This window comes from Sphingobacterium anhuiense (genome assembly GCF_042686355.1).
Classification (GTDB): Bacteria; Bacteroidota; Bacteroidia; order Sphingobacteriales; family Sphingobacteriaceae; genus Sphingobacterium; species Sphingobacterium anhuiense.
Map to the genome: position 1 here is coordinate 188486 of NZ_JBHUPE010000003.1, position 20774 is coordinate 209259.

At 35.8% G+C, this 20774-nt stretch carries 22 protein-coding genes; 12 read left to right on the top strand and 10 right to left on the bottom strand.

Annotated elements, in window-relative coordinates; translation table 11 throughout:
• Window positions 1-172 precede the first annotated feature (172 nt).
• From ACFS6I_RS05225 to ACFS6I_RS05240, 4 genes are all read left to right on the top strand, one after another.
• A complete protein-coding gene (locus tag ACFS6I_RS05225; protein WP_132773404.1) occupies window positions 173-1522 on the top strand; it encodes a DEAD/DEAH box helicase in 1350 nt (449 codons plus the stop codon).
• Entirely contained in the window at window positions 1522-1761 is a 240-nt protein-coding gene (locus ACFS6I_RS05230; protein ID WP_380918632.1) for a hypothetical protein, read from the top strand. Before ACFS6I_RS05225 ends, ACFS6I_RS05230 begins: the two co-directional genes overlap by 1 nt.
• 157 nt (window positions 1762-1918) lie before the next feature.
• Window positions 1919-2269, top strand: a complete 351-nt coding sequence (gene gldC / locus ACFS6I_RS05235) for a gliding motility protein GldC (RefSeq protein WP_021188829.1) — start codon at window positions 1919-1921, stop codon at window positions 2267-2269.
• A 10-nt stretch (window positions 2270-2279) separates the two neighbouring features.
• Window positions 2280-2687: an EVE domain-containing protein gene (locus ACFS6I_RS05240; RefSeq protein WP_021188830.1), complete on the top strand. Its 408-nt coding sequence runs from the start codon at window positions 2280-2282 to the stop codon at window positions 2685-2687.
• 60 nt (window positions 2688-2747) lie between these two features.
• Here ACFS6I_RS05240 and ACFS6I_RS05245 read toward each other — a convergent pair whose 3' ends face one another.
• From ACFS6I_RS05245 to ACFS6I_RS05275, 7 genes are all read right to left on the bottom strand, one after another.
• Complete coding sequence (locus ACFS6I_RS05245; RefSeq protein ID WP_021188831.1) at window positions 2748-3275, bottom strand: acyl-CoA thioesterase; 528 nt, start codon at window positions 3273-3275, stop codon at window positions 2748-2750.
• A 14-nt stretch (window positions 3276-3289) separates the two neighbouring features.
• Window positions 3290-4207 carry an SDR family oxidoreductase gene (locus tag ACFS6I_RS05250; RefSeq protein ID WP_380918635.1) on the bottom strand — a complete coding sequence of 306 codons (918 nt, stop codon included), beginning with the start codon at window positions 4205-4207 and terminating at the stop codon, window positions 3290-3292.
• Window positions 4207-5157 (bottom strand): M20/M25/M40 family metallo-hydrolase, encoded by a 951-nt coding sequence (locus ACFS6I_RS05255; RefSeq protein WP_132843734.1) that lies wholly within the window; start codon window positions 5155-5157, stop codon window positions 4207-4209. Before ACFS6I_RS05255 ends, ACFS6I_RS05250 begins: the two co-directional genes overlap by 1 nt.
• Window positions 5158-5212: 55 nt before the next feature.
• Window positions 5213-5863: a lipoprotein signal peptidase gene (locus ACFS6I_RS05260; protein WP_021188832.1), complete on the bottom strand. Its 651-nt coding sequence runs from the start codon at window positions 5861-5863 to the stop codon at window positions 5213-5215.
• A gap of 60 nt (window positions 5864-5923) precedes the next feature.
• Complete coding sequence (locus ACFS6I_RS05265; RefSeq protein WP_021188833.1) at window positions 5924-6310, bottom strand: TraR/DksA family transcriptional regulator; 387 nt, start codon at window positions 6308-6310, stop codon at window positions 5924-5926.
• Between the two features lie 3 nt (window positions 6311-6313).
• Window positions 6314-9727 carry an isoleucine--tRNA ligase gene (gene ileS / locus ACFS6I_RS05270; RefSeq protein WP_380918637.1) on the bottom strand — a complete coding sequence of 1138 codons (3414 nt, stop codon included), beginning with the start codon at window positions 9725-9727 and terminating at the stop codon, window positions 6314-6316.
• 236 nt (window positions 9728-9963) lie between these two features.
• Window positions 9964-10317, bottom strand: coding sequence for a HesB/IscA family protein (locus ACFS6I_RS05275; protein WP_021188834.1), 354 nt, complete (start codon window positions 10315-10317; stop codon window positions 9964-9966).
• A gap of 409 nt (window positions 10318-10726) precedes the next feature.
• Here ACFS6I_RS05275 and glyA point away from each other — a divergent pair, with 409 nt between their 5' ends.
• From glyA to purE, 8 genes are all read left to right on the top strand, one after another.
• On the top strand, window positions 10727-11998 hold the full coding sequence (gene glyA / locus ACFS6I_RS05280; RefSeq protein ID WP_132773414.1) for a serine hydroxymethyltransferase: 1272 nt from the start codon (window positions 10727-10729) through the stop codon (window positions 11996-11998).
• A 242-nt stretch (window positions 11999-12240) separates the two neighbouring features.
• Complete coding sequence (locus ACFS6I_RS05285; protein WP_132773416.1) at window positions 12241-12831, top strand: RNA polymerase sigma factor; 591 nt, start codon at window positions 12241-12243, stop codon at window positions 12829-12831.
• 214 nt (window positions 12832-13045) lie between these two features.
• On the top strand, window positions 13046-13729 hold the full coding sequence (locus ACFS6I_RS05290) for a zinc metallopeptidase (protein WP_132773418.1): 684 nt from the start codon (window positions 13046-13048) through the stop codon (window positions 13727-13729).
• Window positions 13730-13884: 155 nt separating this feature from the next.
• Window positions 13885-15222: a signal recognition particle protein gene (gene ffh / locus ACFS6I_RS05295; protein ID WP_380918640.1), complete on the top strand. Its 1338-nt coding sequence runs from the start codon at window positions 13885-13887 to the stop codon at window positions 15220-15222.
• 258 nt (window positions 15223-15480) lie between these two features.
• Window positions 15481-16080 (top strand): NADH-quinone oxidoreductase subunit A, encoded by a 600-nt coding sequence (locus tag ACFS6I_RS05300; RefSeq protein ID WP_380918642.1) that lies wholly within the window; start codon window positions 15481-15483, stop codon window positions 16078-16080.
• Window positions 16077-16580, top strand: coding sequence for an NADH-quinone oxidoreductase subunit B (locus ACFS6I_RS05305; RefSeq protein WP_021188837.1), 504 nt, complete (start codon window positions 16077-16079; stop codon window positions 16578-16580). The genes ACFS6I_RS05300 and ACFS6I_RS05305 overlap by 4 nt, the downstream gene beginning before the upstream one ends.
• Window positions 16581-16604: 24 nt before the next feature.
• Window positions 16605-17747: a 5-(carboxyamino)imidazole ribonucleotide synthase gene (locus ACFS6I_RS05310; protein WP_132843726.1), complete on the top strand. Its 1143-nt coding sequence runs from the start codon at window positions 16605-16607 to the stop codon at window positions 17745-17747.
• A 6-nt stretch (window positions 17748-17753) separates the two neighbouring features.
• Window positions 17754-18263 carry a 5-(carboxyamino)imidazole ribonucleotide mutase gene (purE, locus tag ACFS6I_RS05315; protein ID WP_021188838.1) on the top strand — a complete coding sequence of 170 codons (510 nt, stop codon included), beginning with the start codon at window positions 17754-17756 and terminating at the stop codon, window positions 18261-18263.
• Between the two features lie 56 nt (window positions 18264-18319).
• Here purE and ACFS6I_RS05320 read toward each other — a convergent pair whose 3' ends face one another.
• The 3 genes from ACFS6I_RS05320 to pyrH form a co-directional block, all read right to left on the bottom strand.
• Window positions 18320-19300: a sugar phosphate isomerase/epimerase family protein gene (locus ACFS6I_RS05320; protein ID WP_380918645.1), complete on the bottom strand. Its 981-nt coding sequence runs from the start codon at window positions 19298-19300 to the stop codon at window positions 18320-18322.
• Window positions 19301-19430: 130 nt separating this feature from the next.
• Window positions 19431-19994 (bottom strand): ribosome recycling factor, encoded by a 564-nt coding sequence (frr, locus tag ACFS6I_RS05325; protein ID WP_031287877.1) that lies wholly within the window; start codon window positions 19992-19994, stop codon window positions 19431-19433.
• A 30-nt stretch (window positions 19995-20024) separates the two neighbouring features.
• Complete coding sequence (gene pyrH, locus ACFS6I_RS05330) at window positions 20025-20729, bottom strand: UMP kinase (RefSeq protein ID WP_021189335.1); 705 nt, start codon at window positions 20727-20729, stop codon at window positions 20025-20027.
• Window positions 20730-20774 lie beyond the last annotated feature (45 nt).

The window sequence follows — 20774 nt, forward strand, 5'->3', positions numbered from 1 at the left end:
AAAGTTTAGTTATTTACTACAAAGGTGGTTTAATTCTGCTTTAAATCAAAATGCGACCAATGAAGCATGTTTTTAACAATAATAATGAAACAGTTATGTCAGTTTTACGTCAATCTGATAATCATTTAATGCATAAGATAAGCATGTGGATGCTTTTCATTATCTTTGTAAAATGCAGCAAACATTTGAAAATTTTAAATTGAATAAGCAGCTTTTGAACGCAATTGAAGAAGCAGGTTATTCGGTTCCAACAGAAATACAACAAAAAGCTATTACACCGATTCTAGCTGGTCAAGATATCATGGGAGTAGCGCAAACAGGCACTGGAAAGACGGCTGCATTTGTCTTACCTATATTAATGAAATTGAAATATGCGCAAGGTCAAGATGCACGCGCTTTAATTTTATCGCCAACCCGCGAACTTGCTATGCAGATCGAGGAAAATATCCAGACATTTTCAAAATATCTTGATTTACGTACAGTCGTTTTATATGGTGGTTTGGGTCCTAAAACCCAAATTGAAAACCTTGAAAAAGGAGTAGATATAATTGTCGCGACACCAGGGCGCTTTTTAGATTTATATTTAGAAGGTCATATCAATGTGAAATCATTGAAATTTTTGGTGATGGATGAGGCCGATAAAATGATGGATATGGGATTCATTTCTAAATTGCACCGTATTTTGGAAGTCGTGCCTAGAAAAAGACAAAATCTATTATTCTCCGCAACAATGGGAGAGCTGGTTCGGAAAATAGCTGGTGATTTCTTAGCTTTTCCAACGGTTATAGAAGTTTCTGAGCAAGCAACGCCAGCTTCGACGGTGAGTCAGAGAGTTTATTTCGTTCCTAATCAAAAAACAAAACTCAATTTATTGCAACATCTATTGAAAGATGATGAATCATTTCATCGTTTAATTGTTTTTTGCAAAACAAGAACAGTTGCAGATAATGTTTTTGCCTTTTTAGAACGTAAATATGGCAAAGATCAAGTGCGGGTTATACATGCTAATAAAGGGCAAAATACACGTATTAATTCTATTAATGCCTTTAAAGAAGGAAATATACGAATTTTAGTAGCGACTGATGTAGCAGCACGTGGTCTTGATGTTTCCAATGTTTCTCATGTGATTAACTTTGAAGTTCCTATAGTGACAGAAGATTACGTACACCGTATCGGACGTACCGGCCGTGCATTTAATTCTGGTGATGCTATTACTTTTTGCAATGATGCAGAAAAATATTATTTCAGAAAAATTGAAAAGCTAATGCGTCAGTCTGTTGATGTTGCTCCACTACCAGGTGAAGTTTTTATCGAAGAAACACCATATTTCGAACGCCAGGCTATTGCCAAAGAAATCGATATCCAAAAACGAAAAGAAGATCCAGATTTTAAAGGAGCGTTCCACGAGAAGAAATTTGCAATCAAGCAGAAAGAAGCAAAAGCATCACAGCGTGCATCGGGGTTCAAATCTAATAAACAAGGTCCTAAAACTTCTACTAAAAGAAATTATAGAACAAAATAGTGAGACTTACACCAATTAATATCGTATCAGCATGCTTAGTAGCTTGGTATTTTGTAGAGGATATGTCCGATACGAAACCATTACTGTCTATGACCGCGCTGTTGATCTTAATGGTGGTATTACTATTGGTGGATATTTTCTTCCGGATTATTGTTAAACAAAATAAAAAACTTTGGCTCTATGAGTTGGGTTTTATAGTGTTAGTCGCGATCTTAACACTTATTATAAAAATAGCGTAAGCCTTTTGAAAAAAGCATTATTAATATGAAACAGTCTTGAGCATATCATATAGAAATCAACATGTTCAGAGTAGCTTCATAGCCTTTAAAAACCGAGTGAAACCAGCTTAATAATTAGTAAAAGCTAACACTCATTATTAAAACAAATCATATTCTAATGAAAAAAGCAGAAATAAAATTACAGGTTGAATTGGATGATGCAAACGTGCCTGACAAAATTACTTGGTCTTCTAATGATGGTGAATCTTCTGATGAACTTCCTGCCAAAGCCATGTTTTTAGCATTATGGGATTCTGCATATAAAAACTCAATGCGTATCGATTTATGGACTAAAGATATGCCTTATGATGAGATGAAACGTTTTTTCTATGAGACCTTACAGACATTAGGAGATTCATTTCTACGTTCTTCAGGCGGTGATCCTATGGCAGAGAAAGTAATCGCAGATTTACGTGATTATTGCGCTCACTTTGCTGATAAAATGGAAGTATTAGAACAACAAAACTAATTTTTTCGATATGAATTACTTTTTGGTCAAATCTGAACCTTTCAAATACAGCTGGGAGCAATTTAATAAAGATGGTCAGACGTTTTGGGATGGTGTACGTAATTATCAAGCCCGTAACAATCTTAAAGCAATGAAAGAGGGTGATCTTGTTTTATTTTACCATAGCAATGAAGGAAAAGAAGTGGTGGGTATTGCAAAAGTTGTAAAAGAATACTATCAGGATCCTACAACTGAAGATCCGAAATGGGTAGTCGTAGATTTAGCTCCGGTCGAGACATTTAAAAAATCAGTTACATTAGAGCAGATCAAAGCAGATGAATTTTTACAGGATGTTGCATTAGTACGTCAAGGAAGATTATCTGTAATGCCACTAAAGGCTGAAGAGTTTGATCGTATAGTGGCTTTAGGCTCTGAATAATAGCGTTTGCACTAATTAAAATTAAAAATGCCTCAGATACACCATCTGAGGCATTTTTAATTAGCCTTTGTGATCAAATAAATTGACAAGGTTTTTTAATTCAGTAGCTTTGCTCGGATCTAGCTTACCACTTAATATTAAGCGTAACTCACGACGTCTCATTGCCTCATCGTAAAGCCTATGTTCCAATTCCGTTTCAGGAACTACTTTCGGAATAGGCTGCGGTTTGGCATGTTCGTCTACCGCTACGAATGTATAATAGGCTTCATTTGATTTTTCTTTTGTTCCCAATGGAAGATTTTGAGCAAACACTTCCATTCTTACTTCAATTGAAGTGTTAAAAGCACGCGTTACCTTTGCTTCAATGGTCACAACTTCTCCTAGTCGAATGGACCTTTTGAATGAAACGTTATCGACCGATACGGTTACTACCGGACTATTACAATGTTTCTGCGCTGCCATTGCAGAACAGATATCCATCCAATACAACAATCTACCGCCCATTAAATTACCAAAAGTATTCGTATCATTCGGTAATACTAATTCATTCATTACCGTAGTAGACTCTTTAGCACATTTCTCCTTCATCTCTTATTTTATTATTAACGGAAGAATCCGTATTGTTTATCGATTATTTCTAAACTCGCTTTGAAAGGAGTTGGTTGAAAGCCCAAAATCGACTTGGCTTTTGATAATATAAATCCTGTTTTTTGTGGTCTGTTTTCAGATTGACCTATTGATGCCGCCGTAATTTCTGAAATTAAGGATTTGTCAAAGTTCCAAAAATCTGCAATTTGATAGACTGCTTCAGCAATTGTAAACATTTCCTCCCCACTGATGTGGAAAACTCCTGTTGCACGTTTTTCAATAGATAAAAGACAGGCTTCAGCTAAATCATCAACAAACGTTGGCATGCGCCATTGATCTTTCACAACTTTTATCGCTTCATTTTTTGAAAGCTTTTCTTTTGCCCAAAGCACTAAATTAGAGCGGTTTGGATTAGCATTTATTCCATACACCAATATAGTTCTTAAGATCGCATATTCACATCCAGAGTTATGGATAACTTGTTCTGAACGTAATTTGCTTTTACCATATTCACTTAATGGATTGGTTGAATCATCCTCTTTATATGGACCATTTTGGCCATCAAAAACAAAGTCTGTGGATAACTGTACTAAAAAACCATTTGTCTGCTTACAATAGTCGGCCAATTGCTTTGCTACCCCAACGTTCATCTTTTCACAGAGCACTTTATCAGCTTCACACCCTTCAACACTTGTGATTGCAGCAGTGTGAATGATGTAATTTGGTTTAACTTCTGACAGATAGTTGTTTAAAAGATCCGAATTCATTAAATCCAATTGTTGAAAATGATAATTCTCTACATTCGGATTGTCGTTTTTATTCATGGAAATAGCAAAAACTTCATAATTGAGGTTTTTACTAAGTAGATCGATTAGTTTTTGTCCTAAAAACCCATTTGACCCAGTTATTAACACTTTGTTGGTAACCATCATTAATTTGTGAATTGGAATTCGAGTTTCTCACTTTGTTTTAACATATTGTTGATAACCATGACCTCGAAATCAATAATTCCAGTAAGTCCTGAATAATTGATTTTTTCTGGATCATCTGTTGGCATATGATAATCAGGATGACCTCCTGTGTGGAAAAATAGAACTGGAATATTCTTCTTATAGAATGAGGTCTGGTCAGAACCACCATTACCATCATGACCTGTATAAAACTTAATTTTCGGTGTGATACCCTCAAATATTTCCGGCCATTTTTTACTTGTCCCATATCCAATTACAGCAACACCCTGTTCAGGATTTAACCTGCCGATCATATCCATGTTTAGCATACCTGTTATTTTATCAAGTGGTAAAGTTGGGTGTTCGGTAAAATATTTTGATCCGATTAATCCTAATTCTTCAGCACCAAATGCGATAAAAAGAAAATTATAACTTTCCTTTAAATTATTCGTACTATAATAACGTGCTAATTCCAGTAAGCCGGCTACGCCTGAAGCATTATCATCTGCTCCGTTATGTATTTTACCAACACCCAGGGAATCTTTCGAACTGCCTTGATGACCAGTTCCTAAATGGTCATAATGTGCCCCGATTACAATAGTAAGTGGAGCGCCATTGTCTAAAAATGCAATGATGTTATCTGCTTTGCGAATGCTGTCACTCACTTTAACTTTCCATACTTTAGCATCAAACGATTGTCTGAATCCTTTTTCACCTAACGGTTGAAGTTTAAGTGTTTTAAAATATTTTTCAATATAATCTGCCGCTTTGAATACTTCTTTGCTTCCTGTACCGCGACCTTTCATCTTATCACTTGCGAGATAGTTGATATGTTTTTTTACGAGTTCAGGATTGCTGTATTGTGCAATTCCTTGTAAACTTAGAACACTGAAAAGTGTTAAAAGGGTGCATTTAATATATAATTTTATCATTTGTAGTTGTTCATAAAAAAAGCCTTGAAAATTCAAGACTTTTTAGAAGTCGTTATTAATCTTCTACGATTTCACTATGTATACTTGTTTTTTCTTCTTTCTCTTCTTTAAAATATTTCTTTTGGAAAAGTAGAATCAGCACAACCCCCACCGATATTGCAGAATCAGCAATGTTGAATACAGGTCGGAAGAATAGAAATTCTTGACCACCCCAAATCGGGAGCCAGGATGGGAATGTTCCATTAATCAGTGGAAAATAGAGCATATCAACTACCTTTCCATGGAAAATCGTTGCATATCCTCCATCTGCAGGAAATAATGAAGCTTTATCGTACCAGGTGCTTTCACTAAAGATCATACCATAAAAAGTAGAGTCGATAATATTTCCAAGTGCTCCTGCAAAGATTAAGGCAATATTGAGAATAAATCCGCGATTATATTTCTTTTTAACCATGTAATGTAGGCCATAGCCGATTGCGCCGACAGCGATAATACGAAAAAGTGTTAGCATCAGTTTCCCAAATTCGCCACCAAATTCCATTCCATAGGCCATTCCATTATTCTCTATAAAATGGATTTGGACAAATTTACCAATCACCTCATAGCTTTGACCAATGGTCATATTTAATTTGACCCATATTTTTGATATCTGGTCAATTAAAAGAACGAGAATAATCAGAATTACTGGTTTAGTATAGCCTTTCATAGTTGTAAAAATGGTCTTTACTTTTGGTAAAGACCATTATGTTTTTGTATTTAAATAATATTAATACTGTTTATTTTTAGCTTCGATACTTAACGTAGTGTGAGGAACAGCTTTCAATCTTTCCTTTTGGATCAATTTTCCCGTTTCTCTACAAATACCATAAGTTTTGTTCTCAATACGAACTAAAGCCGCATCTAAGTTATCGATGAATTTTCGTTGGCGAGCAGCCAATTGATTCGTTTGTTCTTTTTCTAAAGTGGCAGAACCATCTTCCAAAGTTTTATAAGTACCAGCAGTATCATCCGTACCGTTTGCATCACTATTATTTAGAGAGGCCGTTAAGGCAGCAAGTTCCTCTTTTGCAATTCTTAGTTTTTCTAAGATAATGCTTTTAAATTCTTGTAGCTCTGAATCGCTATAGCGTGTCTTTTCGTTATTAGTTGCCATAATTTAAATTTTTTCGATTAAAACATTCAATTCCTTTCCGTCAATATCAATGCTATCTCCGGTAGTTAGTGATTCTTCGAAACTCAATGAATCCGCTAGAATTTCGGTACAAATATAAGATAAATTTTCATTCGTTGCGCTCTCAATATCAGCATCTTTGCTAACTAAAACACGGATACGGTCAGTAACCTCAAAACCTTTGTCTTTCCTTAGGTTTTGGATACGGTTAACCAACTCTCTTGACAATCCTTCTTGTTTTAATTCCTCAGAAATATGGATATCCAGGGCTACGGTTAATTTAGCTAAATTAGCGACCTGCCAGCCAGCAACATCTTCTGCTATAATTTCTACATCGCTCAATTGGATTGTATAAGGTGTATCGGCTAATAAAATTTCACCATCGCTTTCCAATTTTGCAAGCTCTTCTGTAGAAAGTGCATTGATTTTTGCAGACACTAACTTCATGTCTTTACCAACTTTCGAGCCAAGAGCTTTAAAGTTCGGTTTAATTTTTTTCTTGATAATACCTGTCGTGTCCGTAATGAATTGAATATCTTTAATATTCGTTTCGGAAAGTATCAAATCTTTTACTTTTTCTACACGTTCTTGGAAGCTATTATCCAGTACCGGAAGTAAGATTTTGTTTAACGGTTGTCGTACATTGATGCCTACTTTTTTGCGCAGTGATAAGGTAAGGGATGAAATATCTTGAGCCAATGACATACGCTCCTCCAAATCCTTGTCGATCAATTTTTCCTGATAATTCGGGAAATTTGCTAAATGCACGGATTCAAAAGTTTCCCTACCCGTAGCGTTGTTCAAATCTAGATACAACTGGTCTGAAAAGAAAGGCGAGATAGGAGACATCAATTTCGCTATCGTATCCAAACAAGTAAATAAAGTTTGGTACGCAGAGATCTTATCTTCAGAATATTCTCCCTTCCAGAAACGACGGCGGCAAAGACGAACGTACCAGTTACTTAAGTGCTCGTCAACAAAATTTTGTATCGCACGTGCCGCTTTTGTAGGCTCGAAGTCTGCATAAAATTCATCGACTTCTTTAATTAAACTGTTCAATAGTGATATTACCCAACGGTCTATTTCAGGACGGTTTTCTAAAGCAATATCCGCTTCACTATAACTAAATTTATCAATGTTCGCGTACAGAGCAAAAAATGCATAGGTATTATATAAAGTTCCGAAAAACTTACGACGTACCTCATCCAGTCCCTCTTCATTGAACTTTAAATTATCCCATGGTGAAGCATTGCTGATCATATACCAACGTGTTGCATCAGCACTATATTTATCTAACATGGTAAATGGATCAATCCCATTACCAAGACGTTTAGACATTTTATTACCATTTTTATCTAAAACCAATCCATTCGAAATGACATTTTTGAATGCAACCGATTTTTGTAGCATCGTTGAGATTGCATGAAGTGTGAAGAACCAGCCCCGTGTCTGATCAACTCCCTCAGCAATGAAGTCTGCTGGAAATGCTTCTTTATAGCCTTCTTTAAATGGAAGTGCTTCTCCTTTTGCAAGTTTTTCATAGTCTAAACCCCACTGGGCGTAAGGCATAGCACCAGAATCAAACCAAACATCGATTAAATCAGGTTCACGGAATAATTTTTGACCCGCATCCGATACAAATACGATATCGTCTACATAAGGACGGTGCAGATCAAGTTTTTCAGTTCCGAATTTATCCAAATATGCTTTGTTGGTTTCTTTTTCCTTTTCAGATAATACATCAGAAACCAGAGATGCCTCCAATAAAGCCTTCAATTCAGGCATAGAACCAACACAGATTTCTTCATTTTCATCTTCAGAGCGCCAGATAGGTAGGGGAGTCCCCCAGTAACGTGAGCGTGATAGATTCCAATCAACTAGATTTTCCAACCAATTACCAAAACGTCCAGTACCAGTCGCTTCAGGCTTCCAGTTAATGGTTTTATTTAGTGCAACTAGGTCATTCTTAACAGCTGTCGATTTAACAAACCAGCTATCCAATGGATAGTACAGAACAGGTTTGTCTGTACGCCAGCAGTGTGGATAAGTATGCTCATATTTTTTAACATCAAAAGCTTTGTTGTCTTCTTTCAATTTTATAGCGATAAGCACATCTGTAGGACGGAAATCTTTATCAGCACGTTCAGCATCCGAATAATATTCCTCTTTAACAAAACGACCTGCAAAGTCAGTGATTTCCTTAACAAATCGTCCAGTACGATCCACAGTAGGTACTTCTTTGCCATTTTCATCTTTGACCAAGATTCCCGGTACACCTTGCTCTTTGGCTACTCTAAAGTCATCTGCGCCGTATGTTGGTGCAGCATGCACGATACCTGTACCATCTTCTGTGGTTACAAAATCTCCAGGGATTACACGGAAAGCTTTTTCCTGTAGTTCATCTGACGTGATATAAGGCATCAACTGCTCATAGCGTAAACCAACAAGCTCTTCGCCCGTAAAAGTTGCCGCGACTTCCCAAGGAATAACCTTATCACCTAAATTATAATCTTGAAACGAAGCGTCTTTTCCTTCAGTTTTAAAATGTTTAGGGATTAAATCTTTAGCCAATATAACCGAAACAGGTGTTCCTGTATATTGATTAAAAGTTTTAATTTTTACATAGTTTATTTTTTTACCAACGACCAGTGCCGTATTGGAAGGTAATGTCCAAGGCGTAGTTGTCCAAGCAATGAAAGCAACATCTTCAGAGTCATCTTCCACTAAAGTGGCAATTGCTGGATGCAATTGATTTTTGATTAATCTAAATTGTGCGACAATTGTCGTATCCTTTACATCTTTGTAAGTACCAGGTTGATTTAATTCATGTGAGCTCAATCCTGTTCCCGCCGCAGGCGAATAAGGCTGTATGGTATACCCTTTGTATAAAAGACCCTTTTTATAAAATTCTTTTAAGATGTACCAAAGTGTTTCAATATATTCATTTTCATAGGTAATATAAGGGTTTTCAAGATCTACCCAATACCCCATTTTTATAGTTAAATCATTCCATACATCAGTGTATTTCATTACCTCTGTACGGCAGGCATCATTGTACTCTTCAACAGATATTTTCTTTCCAATATCTTCTTTAGTGATACCCAGTTTTTTCTCAACGGCAAGTTCAATTGGAAGGCCGTGCGTATCCCATCCGCCCTTACGTTTTACTTGAAATCCTTTTAAAGTTTTATAACGACAGAAGATATCTTTGATTGCGCGCCCCATTACATGGTGAATACCAGGCATACCGTTGGCAGAAGGAGGACCTTCATAGAAGGTGTACGTTTTATTTCCTGGACGGTTTGTGATACTTTTTTCGAATATTTTTTCCTGTTCCCAACGGGTCAATATTTCTTTGCCTATTTCCGGCAAATTAAGCTGCTTATATTCTTTATACATCAGTGTCTCGTATTCTTTTTCTAAAGGTCGCTAATTTAATCAATTAAGCTGAAAGGTAAAAGCTAAAAAACAACCCTTTTAGGGTAAATTACAACCTTTAACATCAGGTTGTATAGCATAATCAATCTAAAAAGTGATATTTCAACTTGAAGGAGTGATCATATCAATAGGATTCATAAATAAAAAAAGCCCAATATTCACTGAATATTGGGCTTTGTCTGTATATTTTTAATTCTTTATGCAGAGAAAGAACTTCCGCAACCACAAGTGCTGGAAGCATTTGGATTGTTGAAGGTAAAACCACGTGCATCTAAACCGTTTCTAAAATCAACTTCCATCCCAGCTAAATATAAACCATGTGCTTTGTTCATAAATACCCTAATTCCCGAAATACTGTATTCGCTATCACCTTCTTTTTTCTGGTCAAATCCTAAAATATAGCTCATCCCAGAACAACCGCCACCTTCAACACCAATACGTAATCCAAAATCATCTGAAATTTCTTGTTGATCCTTCAGTTTTTTTAGTTCCTTTATCGCTCCTTCAGTTAATGTCAAGGGAGCTTTTTCTGTTATAGTCTCTGTACTCATCGTGATAATATTTTAACCAACTTAAACAAAATTACATAATTTTAATAGAAAATAGGACTGCTTCTAATTTATGACATTGATTAAACACATTGATTGCCAATATCGGACATAGGTCGGTTTGTAACATGTTACAAAGTAATATGTATTAACATCAATTTGATTGTCATTGTATTCCTGATATTGATATTTATTTGTGGATGAGCAACTTTCTTTTATTGATTTTATGTGCATCATATAGAGGAAAGAATCTGGAGATATTTGAATTTTTCATTTTAATGAATTTTAATAAATAAGGGGTTTTTGTGAAATTTCGTAATAATAAAGCCTGTTTTTTGAGGCCTTTTTTAAGTATTATACTATATTTGTAGACTAAAATCATAATATTCATATTTTACACTAGATTAAAACAATGGAAAGAGATCAAGCCATTTTCAATTTGATAGCTGATGAGCTGAAACGCCAAGAGGAGGGTATCGAATTAATCGCATCAGAAAACTTCGTTTCAAAACAAGTTATGGAAGCTGCAGGTTCAGTTTTGACAAATAAATATGCTGAAGGCTTACCGGGAAAACGTTACTATGGAGGTTGTGAGGTAGTCGATGAAATTGAGACTATTGCCATCAACCGTGCAAAGCAATTATTCGGTGCAGAATGGGTAAACGTACAACCACATTCAGGAGCACAGGCTAACGCAGCAGTTTTTTTAGCAACAATTAAACCAGGTGATAAAATTCTAGGTCTTGATTTATCGCATGGTGGTCACTTAACACACGGTTCTCCAGCTAATCTTTCAGGTAAAATTTACCAACCTTTGTTTTATGGTGTAAAAGAAGATACAGGACTAATTGACTATGAGCAATTAGAAGAAACAGCACTTCGTGAAAAACCAAAAATGATTATTTGTGGTGCTTCTGCTTATTCTCGTGATTGGGATTATGCGCGTATCCGTAAAGTTGCTGATGAAATTGGAGCTTTGGTTTTAGCGGATATTTCTCACCCAGCAGGACTTATCGCAAGAGGATTATTGAATGATCCACTTCCACATTGTCATATCGTAACAACTACTACCCATAAAACACTTCGTGGACCACGTGGCGGTATGATCATGGTAGGTAAAGATTTCGAAAACACTTGGGGTGCAAAAACACCAAAAGGAGAAACAAGAACTATTACACAGTTGTTAGATTTAGCAGTATTCCCAGGTACACAAGGTGGACCTTTGGAGCATACTATTGCTGCTAAAGCTATTGCTTACGGTGAAGCTCTTTCTGACGAATATATGGAGTATATTGTTCAAGTAAAGAAAAACGCAGCGGCTTTAGCACAGTTCTTCGTAGAAAGAGATTACAAAATTATTTCTGGCGGTACAGACAATCATTTAATGTTGGTTGACTTACGTAATAAAGATATTTCTGGTAAAGAAGCAGAGGCAGTTTTAGGAAAAGCGGGTATCACAACTAACAAAAATATGGTTCCTTTTGATTCTCGTTCTCCTTTTGTTACTTCAGGTGTTCGTTTTGGTACAGCAGCTATTACAACTCGCGGTATCAAGGAAACAGAGATTGTACAAATCGGTGAATTAATTGATGCAGCTATCGTAAATGCATCAAACGAATCAGAACTTGCTAAAATCCACGCTAAGGTAAAAGAGATGATGGCAGGTTTCCCTCTTTATAAGTAAGAAGTACGTTAAAATATCACAGTATAAAAAGTGCCCTTGATTTAAAATCAGGGCACTTTTTTTGTTCAAATGTTAAAAAGTCTTAAATTCCATTGTAATAATTTGATTACTCGATAATTTTCTCTTGTTTTGAGTATACGAAAATTGATCACTATATAAACGAAATACTATACGACAGACATCTACTTTTTAAACAGGTTGTAATTAAAATTAATTTGGTAACTGCTAAAAATAGGTGAAGTATGAGTATTTTAAATAAAAAGACGGATCAAGAATTAATCCATATATATTTAGATGGTAAAGAAACAGCGTTAGCAGCTTTGTTAGAACGTTATAAATCAAAAATATACACATCCATTTATATGAAAGTAAAAGATGAATATCTTGCAGAAGATATTTTTCAGGAAACTTTTATAAAAGTAATCAATACATTAAAAGGAGGGAAATATAATGACGAGGGTAAATTCTTGCCCTGGGTTATGCGCATTGCCCATAATATGATTATCGATCATTTTAGAAAAGAGAAAAGAGCTCCGAGTATTGTCAATACAGAAGGTTTTGATATTTTCGATGTATTGGATTTCAGTGATGAAAATGTGGAATCAAAAATGTTAAGAGAACAGCGTGATATCGATTTGAAGAAAATGATTCAAAAACTTCCTGATGATCAAAAAGAGGTGTTGATAATGAGACATTTCTGCGATATGAGCTTTAAAGATATAGCTGATATCACTGAAGTGAGCATCAATACTGCACTGGGACGTATGCGTTATGCTTTAGCCAACCTTCGTAAGATGATCGAAGGCCAAAGTCTAATGCTGCAGATCGGTTAGTATACCACAATATAATACTATTTAAAAGGGATGAACCGATGAGGGCATCCCTTTTATTTTTTGACTTTCTATGTAATAATGTCATATTTTTGTTTCACTTATTGTTCTTTTATGTATTAAAGAATGATTTTAGTACATTAGTATGTGAAATTTTGTCTGTTATGGCAAGGTGGAATGTATTTTGATAAGTAACTACTAAAACAAAGAAAATATTATGTATTGGATTTTATTTATAGGGATCATGGTTATAAGCCTGATCGTTCAAACCCGATTTAAAAATAAATTTAAAAAATATTCTGAAATTCCATTAACGAGTGGATTGACAGGGGCAGAGATTGCACAAAAAATGCTTCATGATAATGGTATTTATGATGTGAAGGTCGTTTCGATCCCCGATCGTTTAGGTGACCACTATAATCCAGCAGATAAAACGGTAAATCTAAGCCCTGAAGTCTACAGTGGAAGAAGTATTGCTGCCGCGGCAGTTTCTGCTCACGAATGTGGACATGCTGTGCAGCATGCTACGGCATATAAATGGTTGGGATTTAGATCTGCCATGGTACCAATGGTGAGCTTCGCCTCAAAATTAACATCTTGGGTTTTGATGTTGGGGGTTATATTAATGGCCTTTTCACAAAACTATATTGTTCTAGCAATAGGGGTTGCAGCATTAGCAATTACAACAATTTTTAGTTTCGTGACGCTTCCGGTAGAATTTGATGCCTCAAATCGTGCGAAAGCTTGGTTAAGTAATAATGGTGTAACGTACAGCTCGACAGAAGATGAAGGTGTAAAAGATGCACTAAAATGGGCTGCAATGACATATGTGGTAGCAGCATTAAGTGCTTTGGTTACCCTATTATATTATGCTTCCCTATTATTCGGAAGAAGAGATTAATGGCTTTAAGGAAACTTAAAAGCACAAAAAAGCGAATGTTTTTATAGATGTTCGCTTTTTTTATGTATTAATCCTTGGAATTGAATTCTATATGCTTCAGCTTCCGACTATTTTTTTAACTTTGCTTTTTATAATAGCATAGACTTACAATTATCATGTTTCAGAACTTACAGGATAAATTAGATAGAGCCTTTAAGGTTTTAAAAGGCCAAGGTAGTATTACCGAGATCAACGTTGCAGAAACGATGAAAGAGATTCGTAAGGCATTATTAGATGCCGATGTGAATTATAAAACTGCAAAAACATTTACAGATGACGTTAAACAAAAAGCTTTAGGTGAAAATGTATTAACAAGTATTTCGCCAGGTCAATTGTTGACCAAAATCATGAATGATGAGTTGACAGCGTTAATGGGTGGCTCTGTTACTGAATTAGAAGCTTCTAAAAATCCGACTGTTATATTAATCGCCGGATTAAATGGTGCTGGTAAAACAACATTCTCAGGAAAATTAGCTTTATACTTAAAAGATAAAAAAGGTAAAAAGCCTTTATTGGTAGCTGGTGACGTGTACCGTCCTGCGGCAATTGACCAGTTGGAAGTATTGGCAGGACAGGTAGGGGTTCCGGTTTATGTAGACCGTAATTCTACAGATCCAATCGCTATTGCAAAAGCAGGGGTAGAGGAGGCAAAAAGAAGTGGTCATAATGTAGTGATCATTGATACAGCAGGTCGTTTAGCTATTGATGAGCCTTTAATGGTGGAGATTACTGCCGTAAAAGAAGCTACTCAACCGCATGAAATTCTTTTTGTTGTAGATTCGATGACCGGTCAAGATGCTGTGAACACAGCTAAAACATTCAATGACCGTTTGGATTTTACAGGTGTAGTTTTAACAAAACTAGACGGGGATACTCGTGGTGGTGCCGCATTATCAATTAAATCTGTTGTAAACAAACCAATCAAATTTATCGGTACAGGCGAGAAGATGGATGCATTAGATGTATTTTATCCCGATCGTATGGCTTCCCGTATTTTGGGTATGGGTGACGTTGTCTCTTTAGTAGAAAGGGCTCAACAACAATTTGATGAAAAAGAAGCAGCCGAACTTCAAAAGAAAATTCGAAAAAATAAGTTTGACTTCAACGATTTTAAATCGCAGATTCAGCAAATCAAAAAAATGGGTAACATGAAAGATTTGATGGGTATGATTCCTGGAGTTGGTAAAGCAATGAAAGATATTGAAGTGGATGATAATGCATTCAAGCCAATTGAAGCAATTATTGATTCAATGACTCCATTTGAAAGAGAAAATCCAGATGCGATAGATCAAAAAAGACGTACTCGCATTGCGAAAGGTTCAGGTACGGATATCAATGAAGTGAATAAGTTAATGAAACAGTTTGGCGATATGCGAAAAGTGATGAAGCAGATGTCAAACCCGGCAATGGCAGCGAAATTAATGAAAAATATGCCAAAGATGCCAGGTAAATAAGATAGAAATTATTTTTTATATCCTTTAATACCCTAAAAATGCATAATTTTTAGGGTATTTTTTTAGAAATATTAAAATGCCAGTTCGATTGTAAATGAGGCGTTGCAGCTGGCCTATTGTCATAGAGTTATCAAAGAGGAAATAAATGAGTTAAAAACGCATAGATTCTCTTATATCGTTTGACAATTCATATTTATTTTTTTGTATTTTAGACTTAGTTCTGATTGTAATAGAATTATTTTTTAACTTTGTAAAACAATGGATGACCCCGGGCAATTATCGGAATACGGAAAGATACTTATCATAATTTTGGTAGGCATATTTTTAGTTGCGATGACCATTATGGCAGGACGAATGCTTTCTGTAAATAAACCTACTCCTCAAAAATTAAGTACATATGAATGTGGCGAAGACGCTGTAGGTTCTTCTTGGGTTCAATTTAATCCGAGATTTTATGTTATTGCACTTATATTTTTACTTTTTGATGTAGAGCTCATTTTCATCTTTCCTTGGGCTACTGTATTTGGACAGACCGAATACATTGCCGCCGATGGAAGATGGGGTTGGTTTACTCTGATTGAAATGGCATTATTTGTAGGTGTACTTATTATAGGGTTGATTTTTGTGTGGGTAAAGGGCGATCTCGAATGGGTAAAGCCAATGCATCAACGACCAAAGGTCAATGTCAGTATTCCAAGTACTGCTTACGATGGTCTTAATCAAGCAACTTATCCGTTAAGGGCATATACAGCGCAGTTAGATGATAAAGCAACTGCAGAAAAAGCTAATGAAGAAGCGCCTGTAGCCCCAAAAATAGCTTTTAAACCCAGATTCAAAAAACCAGGAGCAACATCATGAGTTTAGAAAGTCAAATACAGAATAATGGTGTTATTGTAGCCAAATTGGACGATCTCCTGAATTGGGCAAGACTATCCTCGATGTGGCCGATTAGTTTTGGTATAGCCTGCTGTGCCATCGAGATGATGGGAGCCATGGCTGCTAATTATGATCTGGATCGATTAGGGGTTTTTCCTCGTCCTTCACCTAGACAGTCGGATGTGATGATTATAGCAGGGACAGTAACCTTTAAAATGGCCGATCGTATTCGGAAGCTATATGAACAGATGCCAGAACCAAAATATGTGATTTCGATGGGATCATGTTCAAATTGTGGAGGGCCATATTGGCAACATGGATATCATGTTGTAAAGGGAGTTGATCGCGTTATACCGGTGGATGTATATGTGCAAGGCTGTCCTCCAAGGCCAGAAGCATTGATTGGCGCATTTTTAGAACTACAAAAGAAAATTGAAAAAGAAAGTTTATTGGGAGAACAGTTGTTTAACCAAAAAGCTTAATAGAATAGAAATAGAAAAATAGACATGGGAAAAGATTTTTATGGTGATTTGCAATTAGGTGTTCTTGGCGGTGGTCAATTGGGCCGTATGTTGATTCAAGAGGCCATTAATTATAACGTTAATGTTCACATTCTTGATCCAGATAAGAATGCTCCTTGCCGTAAATTATGCAATCGTTTTGAATGTGGCTCTCTGAGCGATTTTGAGACTGTATACAATTTTGGAAAAGATCTTGATATGATTACCATTGAGATCGAAAAGGTAAATGTGGATGCCTTAGAAAAATTGGAAGAAGAAGGTGTACTTGTCTATCCACAATCGCGTATCATTCGTCTTATACAAGATAAAGGATTGCAAAAGCAGTTTTTTAAACAAAATGATATTCCAACTTCGGCATTTCAGCTGATCTCTACCAAAGAGAATCTTAAAAATACAAATTTGACTATTCCTTATATTCAAAAACTGCGTAAAGATGGTTATGATGGTAAGGGAGTGAAGAAGATAAATACAGTTGATGATTTAGAAACTGCTTTTGATGAACCCTCTTTAATCGAAGAATGGGTTGATTTCGAAAAAGAAATAGCTGTTATTGTCGCACGAAATGATGATGGCGATGTTGCAACTTTTCCAATGGTAGAAATGGAGTTTAATCCTGAAGCTAACCTGGTGGAGTTTTTAATAGCACCTTCAACATATGGTTTCGATATTCAGCAACGAGCAGAAGAATTAGCCAAGAAGATTGCCAATGATCTACAGATTGTCGGACTTTTAGCTGTTGAGATGTTCTTAACAAAAGACGGTGAGATATTAGTCAATGAACTTGCGCCACGTACACATAACAGTGGTCATCAAACAATAGAAGGGAACTATGTTTCTCAATTTGCACAACATTTGAGAGCGATCTTTAATTTGCCATTAGGCGATACACGTTGTCGAACTAATGCAGTGATGATAAATCTTCTTGGTGAAGAAGGTTATGAAGGATTAGCTAAATACGAAGGTGTAGAAGAGATTCTAGCTATGGAAGGTGTATATGTGCACTTGTATGGCAAAAAATTCACTAAACCTTTCCGTAAGATGGGACACGTGTGTATTATCAATGACGACCGTGAATTAGCCATCAGTAATGCTAGAAAAGTACAAGAAATTTTAAAAGTAAAAGCTTAAAAATATATGTCAACATTGAACCAGGTTTTAGTTGGAATTATTATGGGAAGTAAATCAGACTTACCTGTAATGCAAGATGCAGTAGATGTATTGAAAACATTGGGAGTTCCTTTCGAAGTAACGATTGTTTCCGCACATCGTACGCCGCAACGAATGTTTGATTATGCGCAAGATGCGGCGAAAAGAGGTTTGAAAGTTATTATTGCTGGTGCAGGTGGAGCAGCACATTTACCAGGTATGGTAGCATCAATTACGCATTTACCTGTTATCGGAGTTCCGGTAAAGTCATCTAATTCAATTGATGGATGGGATTCTGTATTATCGATCTTACAGATGCCAAATGGTATTCCTGTAGCGACAGTGGCATTGAATGCCGCGAAAAATGCAGGTATCCTTGCCGCGCAGATAATAGGAACACAAGATAAAGAAATCGAAAAAAATATCATCGCTTTTAAAGCTGAATTAGCTGCAAAAGTGATTGAAACAGCTGAAGAAGTCGAAAAAATGACTTTCTAAGTATTCTCATCTAATTATAAAAATAAAGGGGGCTTCAGCCCCCTTTATTTTTATAATTAGATTTTAGCTAAATGTTGTTCTACATAATCGTAGCTTTTCTTTAAACTTTCGAATTTATTGGGTATATAGATATCATCTTGTTCAACAAAAGCATATTTTAAACCCGCTTTTGCTTTTGCCTGTGCGATAGCAATAAAATCAATATGGCCAGTTCCAACTTCTGTATATTTTACCTCTTTTGAAATTGCACCAAAGTCTAATTTGTCAAATTCAGGTCCAACAATAGTTTTTGTAAATGCCTTATCCATATCCTTGATATGCCATAGTTTGAATCGGTCCGGGAATTTTTCAAATAAACTGACCGGATTAATTCCTGCTTTTTCTGCCCAGTATAAATCAAGTTCAAAATCAACAAGGTCGGGCTCTGTAAAAGCCAACAATACTTCTTCCCCTTTGGTACCATTTCCTAAATCTCTAAATTCCCAGAAATGATTATGGAAAGCAACCTTTAAACCATGTTTCTTAGCCGCTTCACCCGCTTTATTTAGCTGTTCCGCGATGTATAGAAAATCATCCTTCTTTAACGCAGAAATATCAAACATTGGAGAGACAGGAGCGATAACATATTCTTGTCCTAACTCTTTTGCCGCATCAAAATAGATATTTAGATCCTCTTTATCTTGATGGTTTCGGCTAAAGTATTTTGACATATCGTAATGACCGCTATGCGATTTTAGGCCATTATCGTCTAATACTTTTTTTAAACTTTTATAATCTAAACCCCAAAAACTTTTTGCTACAGTATCTATTCCATATGTTTCAACATGCTTATAACCTATTTTAGAAACCTGCTGTAAAGAATCGGTCGGGTTTGCAGTCATCAGATCTCGAATCGAATATAGTTGTACACCTATATTAGCAAAAGGTGAATCAATACCTGGTTTTTTACTTTCACAAGAAAGGAGCTGTGGAAGGAAATATGCTGCAGAAAGTCCAAGACCAGCTTTTTTGATAAATTGACGGCGTGAATTATTCATACTGTTTAATTTGTTTGTAGTTTAGTTTAAGGATTAAGTTACAACTAATTTTAAAGAAAACCATTATTATAAAATAAAAAATGGGGATGTATAGCATACATCCCCATTTTAATATTCTCAGAAAAGAAAATTATACCGTCATGATATCTTTTTCTTTTAATTCAGCTAATTTATCAACTTTTGCAATATATAAATCAGTCAATTTCTGAACTTCAGCTTCACCAACTTTTATTTCGTCTTCAGAAGCACCGTCATTTTTCAATTTTTTCAAAGACTCATTTGTTTCTTTGCGGATATTACGAACAACAACACGACCTTTTTCAGTTTCTTCTTTTGCTTTTCTTACTAAATCACGTCTTCTTTCTTCTGTTAAAGCAGGAATTACCAAACGGATCACAATACCATCATTTTGTGGGTTAACACCTAAGTTAGCATCTGTGATAGCTTTTTCAATAGCATTGATCAATTGTTTTTCCCATGGTTGGATAACAATAGTACGTGCGTCAGTTGTATTAATATTACTAACTTGAGACAACGGAGTTGGAGATCCATAATAATCAACCGAAATGCCATCTAACATAGATGGTGAAGCTTTTCCGGCACGAATTTTTGTTAATTCTGATTCTGTAAAAGAAACAGCTTTGGACATATTCTCCTTACAATCGTCCAATTCAAGTGAAATCAATTCATTCATATCTTAATATCGTTTTTTTCTTTTTTATGATTAGCGTACGATAGTACCTACCGGCTCTCCGTTGGCTAATTTAGACAAGTTACCAGGCTTGTTCATATCGAACACAATAATTGGTAAGTTGTTTTCTTGACACAGTGTAAATGCTGTCATATCCATTACATTCAAACCTCTTTGATACACTTCTGTAAATGAAATTTCATCAAAACGTGTAGCTGAAGGATCTTTTTCAGGATCTGCAGTATAAATACCATCAACACGAGTACCTTTTAAAACTGCATCTGCATTAATTTCAATCGCACGAAGTGAAGCTGCGGTGTCTGTCGTAAAATATGGGTTACCCGTTCCGGCTCCAAAGATAACAATACGACCTTTTTCAAGGTGACGCACAGCTCTTCTGCGAATAAAAGGCTCACAGATCTGCTCCATCTTAATAGCTGTCAACAAACGTGTTTTCAAACCTACTTTTTCAAGACCATCTTGCAACGCCATACTATTGATAACCGTTGCTAACATGCCCATATAATCCGCTTGTACACGGTCCATACCAGACTGTTCTGCACTTAAACCTCTATAGATATTACCTCCACCAATAACAATAGCAATTTCTAAGCCTTGAGTATGTAACTCTTTGATGTCTTTTGCATATTGTGCAACTCTCTTGATGTCAATGCCATAGCTTTGATCTCCCATTAAGGATTCGCCGCTAAGTTTTAATAGGATACGTTTGTATTTCATAATTGTTTTTTTGGAAATTCTCCAAAGGCCAAAGATAAAATTTTT

Bases quoted from the DNA above. Each gene is read 5' to 3' on its own strand.
- ACFS6I_RS05225 (WP_132773404.1), top strand. From the start codon at position 173: ATGCAGCAAACATTTGAAAATTTTAAATTGAATAAGCAGCTTTTGAAC.
- gldC (WP_021188829.1), top strand. From the start codon at position 1,919: ATGAAAAAAGCAGAAATAAAATTACAGGTTGAATTGGATGATGCAAAC.
- ACFS6I_RS05240 (WP_021188830.1), top strand. From the start codon at position 2,280: ATGAATTACTTTTTGGTCAAATCTGAACCTTTCAAATACAGCTGGGAG.
- ACFS6I_RS05245 (WP_021188831.1), bottom strand. From the start codon at position 3,275: ATGAAGGAGAAATGTGCTAAAGAGTCTACTACGGTAATGAATGAATTA.
- ACFS6I_RS05250 (WP_380918635.1), bottom strand. From the start codon at position 4,207: ATGATGGTTACCAACAAAGTGTTAATAACTGGGTCAAATGGGTTTTTA.
- ACFS6I_RS05255 (WP_132843734.1), bottom strand. From the start codon at position 5,157: ATGATAAAATTATATATTAAATGCACCCTTTTAACACTTTTCAGTGTT.
- ACFS6I_RS05260 (WP_021188832.1), bottom strand. From the start codon at position 5,863: ATGAAAGGCTATACTAAACCAGTAATTCTGATTATTCTCGTTCTTTTA.
- ACFS6I_RS05265 (WP_021188833.1), bottom strand. From the start codon at position 6,310: ATGGCAACTAATAACGAAAAGACACGCTATAGCGATTCAGAGCTACAA.
- ileS (WP_380918637.1), bottom strand. From the start codon at position 9,727: ATGTATAAAGAATATAAGCAGCTTAATTTGCCGGAAATAGGCAAAGAA.
- ACFS6I_RS05275 (WP_021188834.1), bottom strand. From the start codon at position 10,317: ATGAGTACAGAGACTATAACAGAAAAAGCTCCCTTGACATTAACTGAA.
- glyA (WP_132773414.1), top strand. From the start codon at position 10,727: ATGGAAAGAGATCAAGCCATTTTCAATTTGATAGCTGATGAGCTGAAA.
- ACFS6I_RS05285 (WP_132773416.1), top strand. From the start codon at position 12,241: ATGAGTATTTTAAATAAAAAGACGGATCAAGAATTAATCCATATATAT.
- ACFS6I_RS05290 (WP_132773418.1), top strand. From the start codon at position 13,046: ATGTATTGGATTTTATTTATAGGGATCATGGTTATAAGCCTGATCGTT.
- ffh (WP_380918640.1), top strand. From the start codon at position 13,885: ATGTTTCAGAACTTACAGGATAAATTAGATAGAGCCTTTAAGGTTTTA.
- ACFS6I_RS05300 (WP_380918642.1), top strand. From the start codon at position 15,481: ATGGATGACCCCGGGCAATTATCGGAATACGGAAAGATACTTATCATA.
- ACFS6I_RS05305 (WP_021188837.1), top strand. From the start codon at position 16,077: ATGAGTTTAGAAAGTCAAATACAGAATAATGGTGTTATTGTAGCCAAA.
- ACFS6I_RS05310 (WP_132843726.1), top strand. From the start codon at position 16,605: ATGGGAAAAGATTTTTATGGTGATTTGCAATTAGGTGTTCTTGGCGGT.
- purE (WP_021188838.1), top strand. From the start codon at position 17,754: ATGTCAACATTGAACCAGGTTTTAGTTGGAATTATTATGGGAAGTAAA.
- ACFS6I_RS05320 (WP_380918645.1), bottom strand. From the start codon at position 19,300: ATGAATAATTCACGCCGTCAATTTATCAAAAAAGCTGGTCTTGGACTT.
- frr (WP_031287877.1), bottom strand. From the start codon at position 19,994: ATGAATGAATTGATTTCACTTGAATTGGACGATTGTAAGGAGAATATG.
- pyrH (WP_021189335.1), bottom strand. From the start codon at position 20,729: ATGAAATACAAACGTATCCTATTAAAACTTAGCGGCGAATCCTTAATG.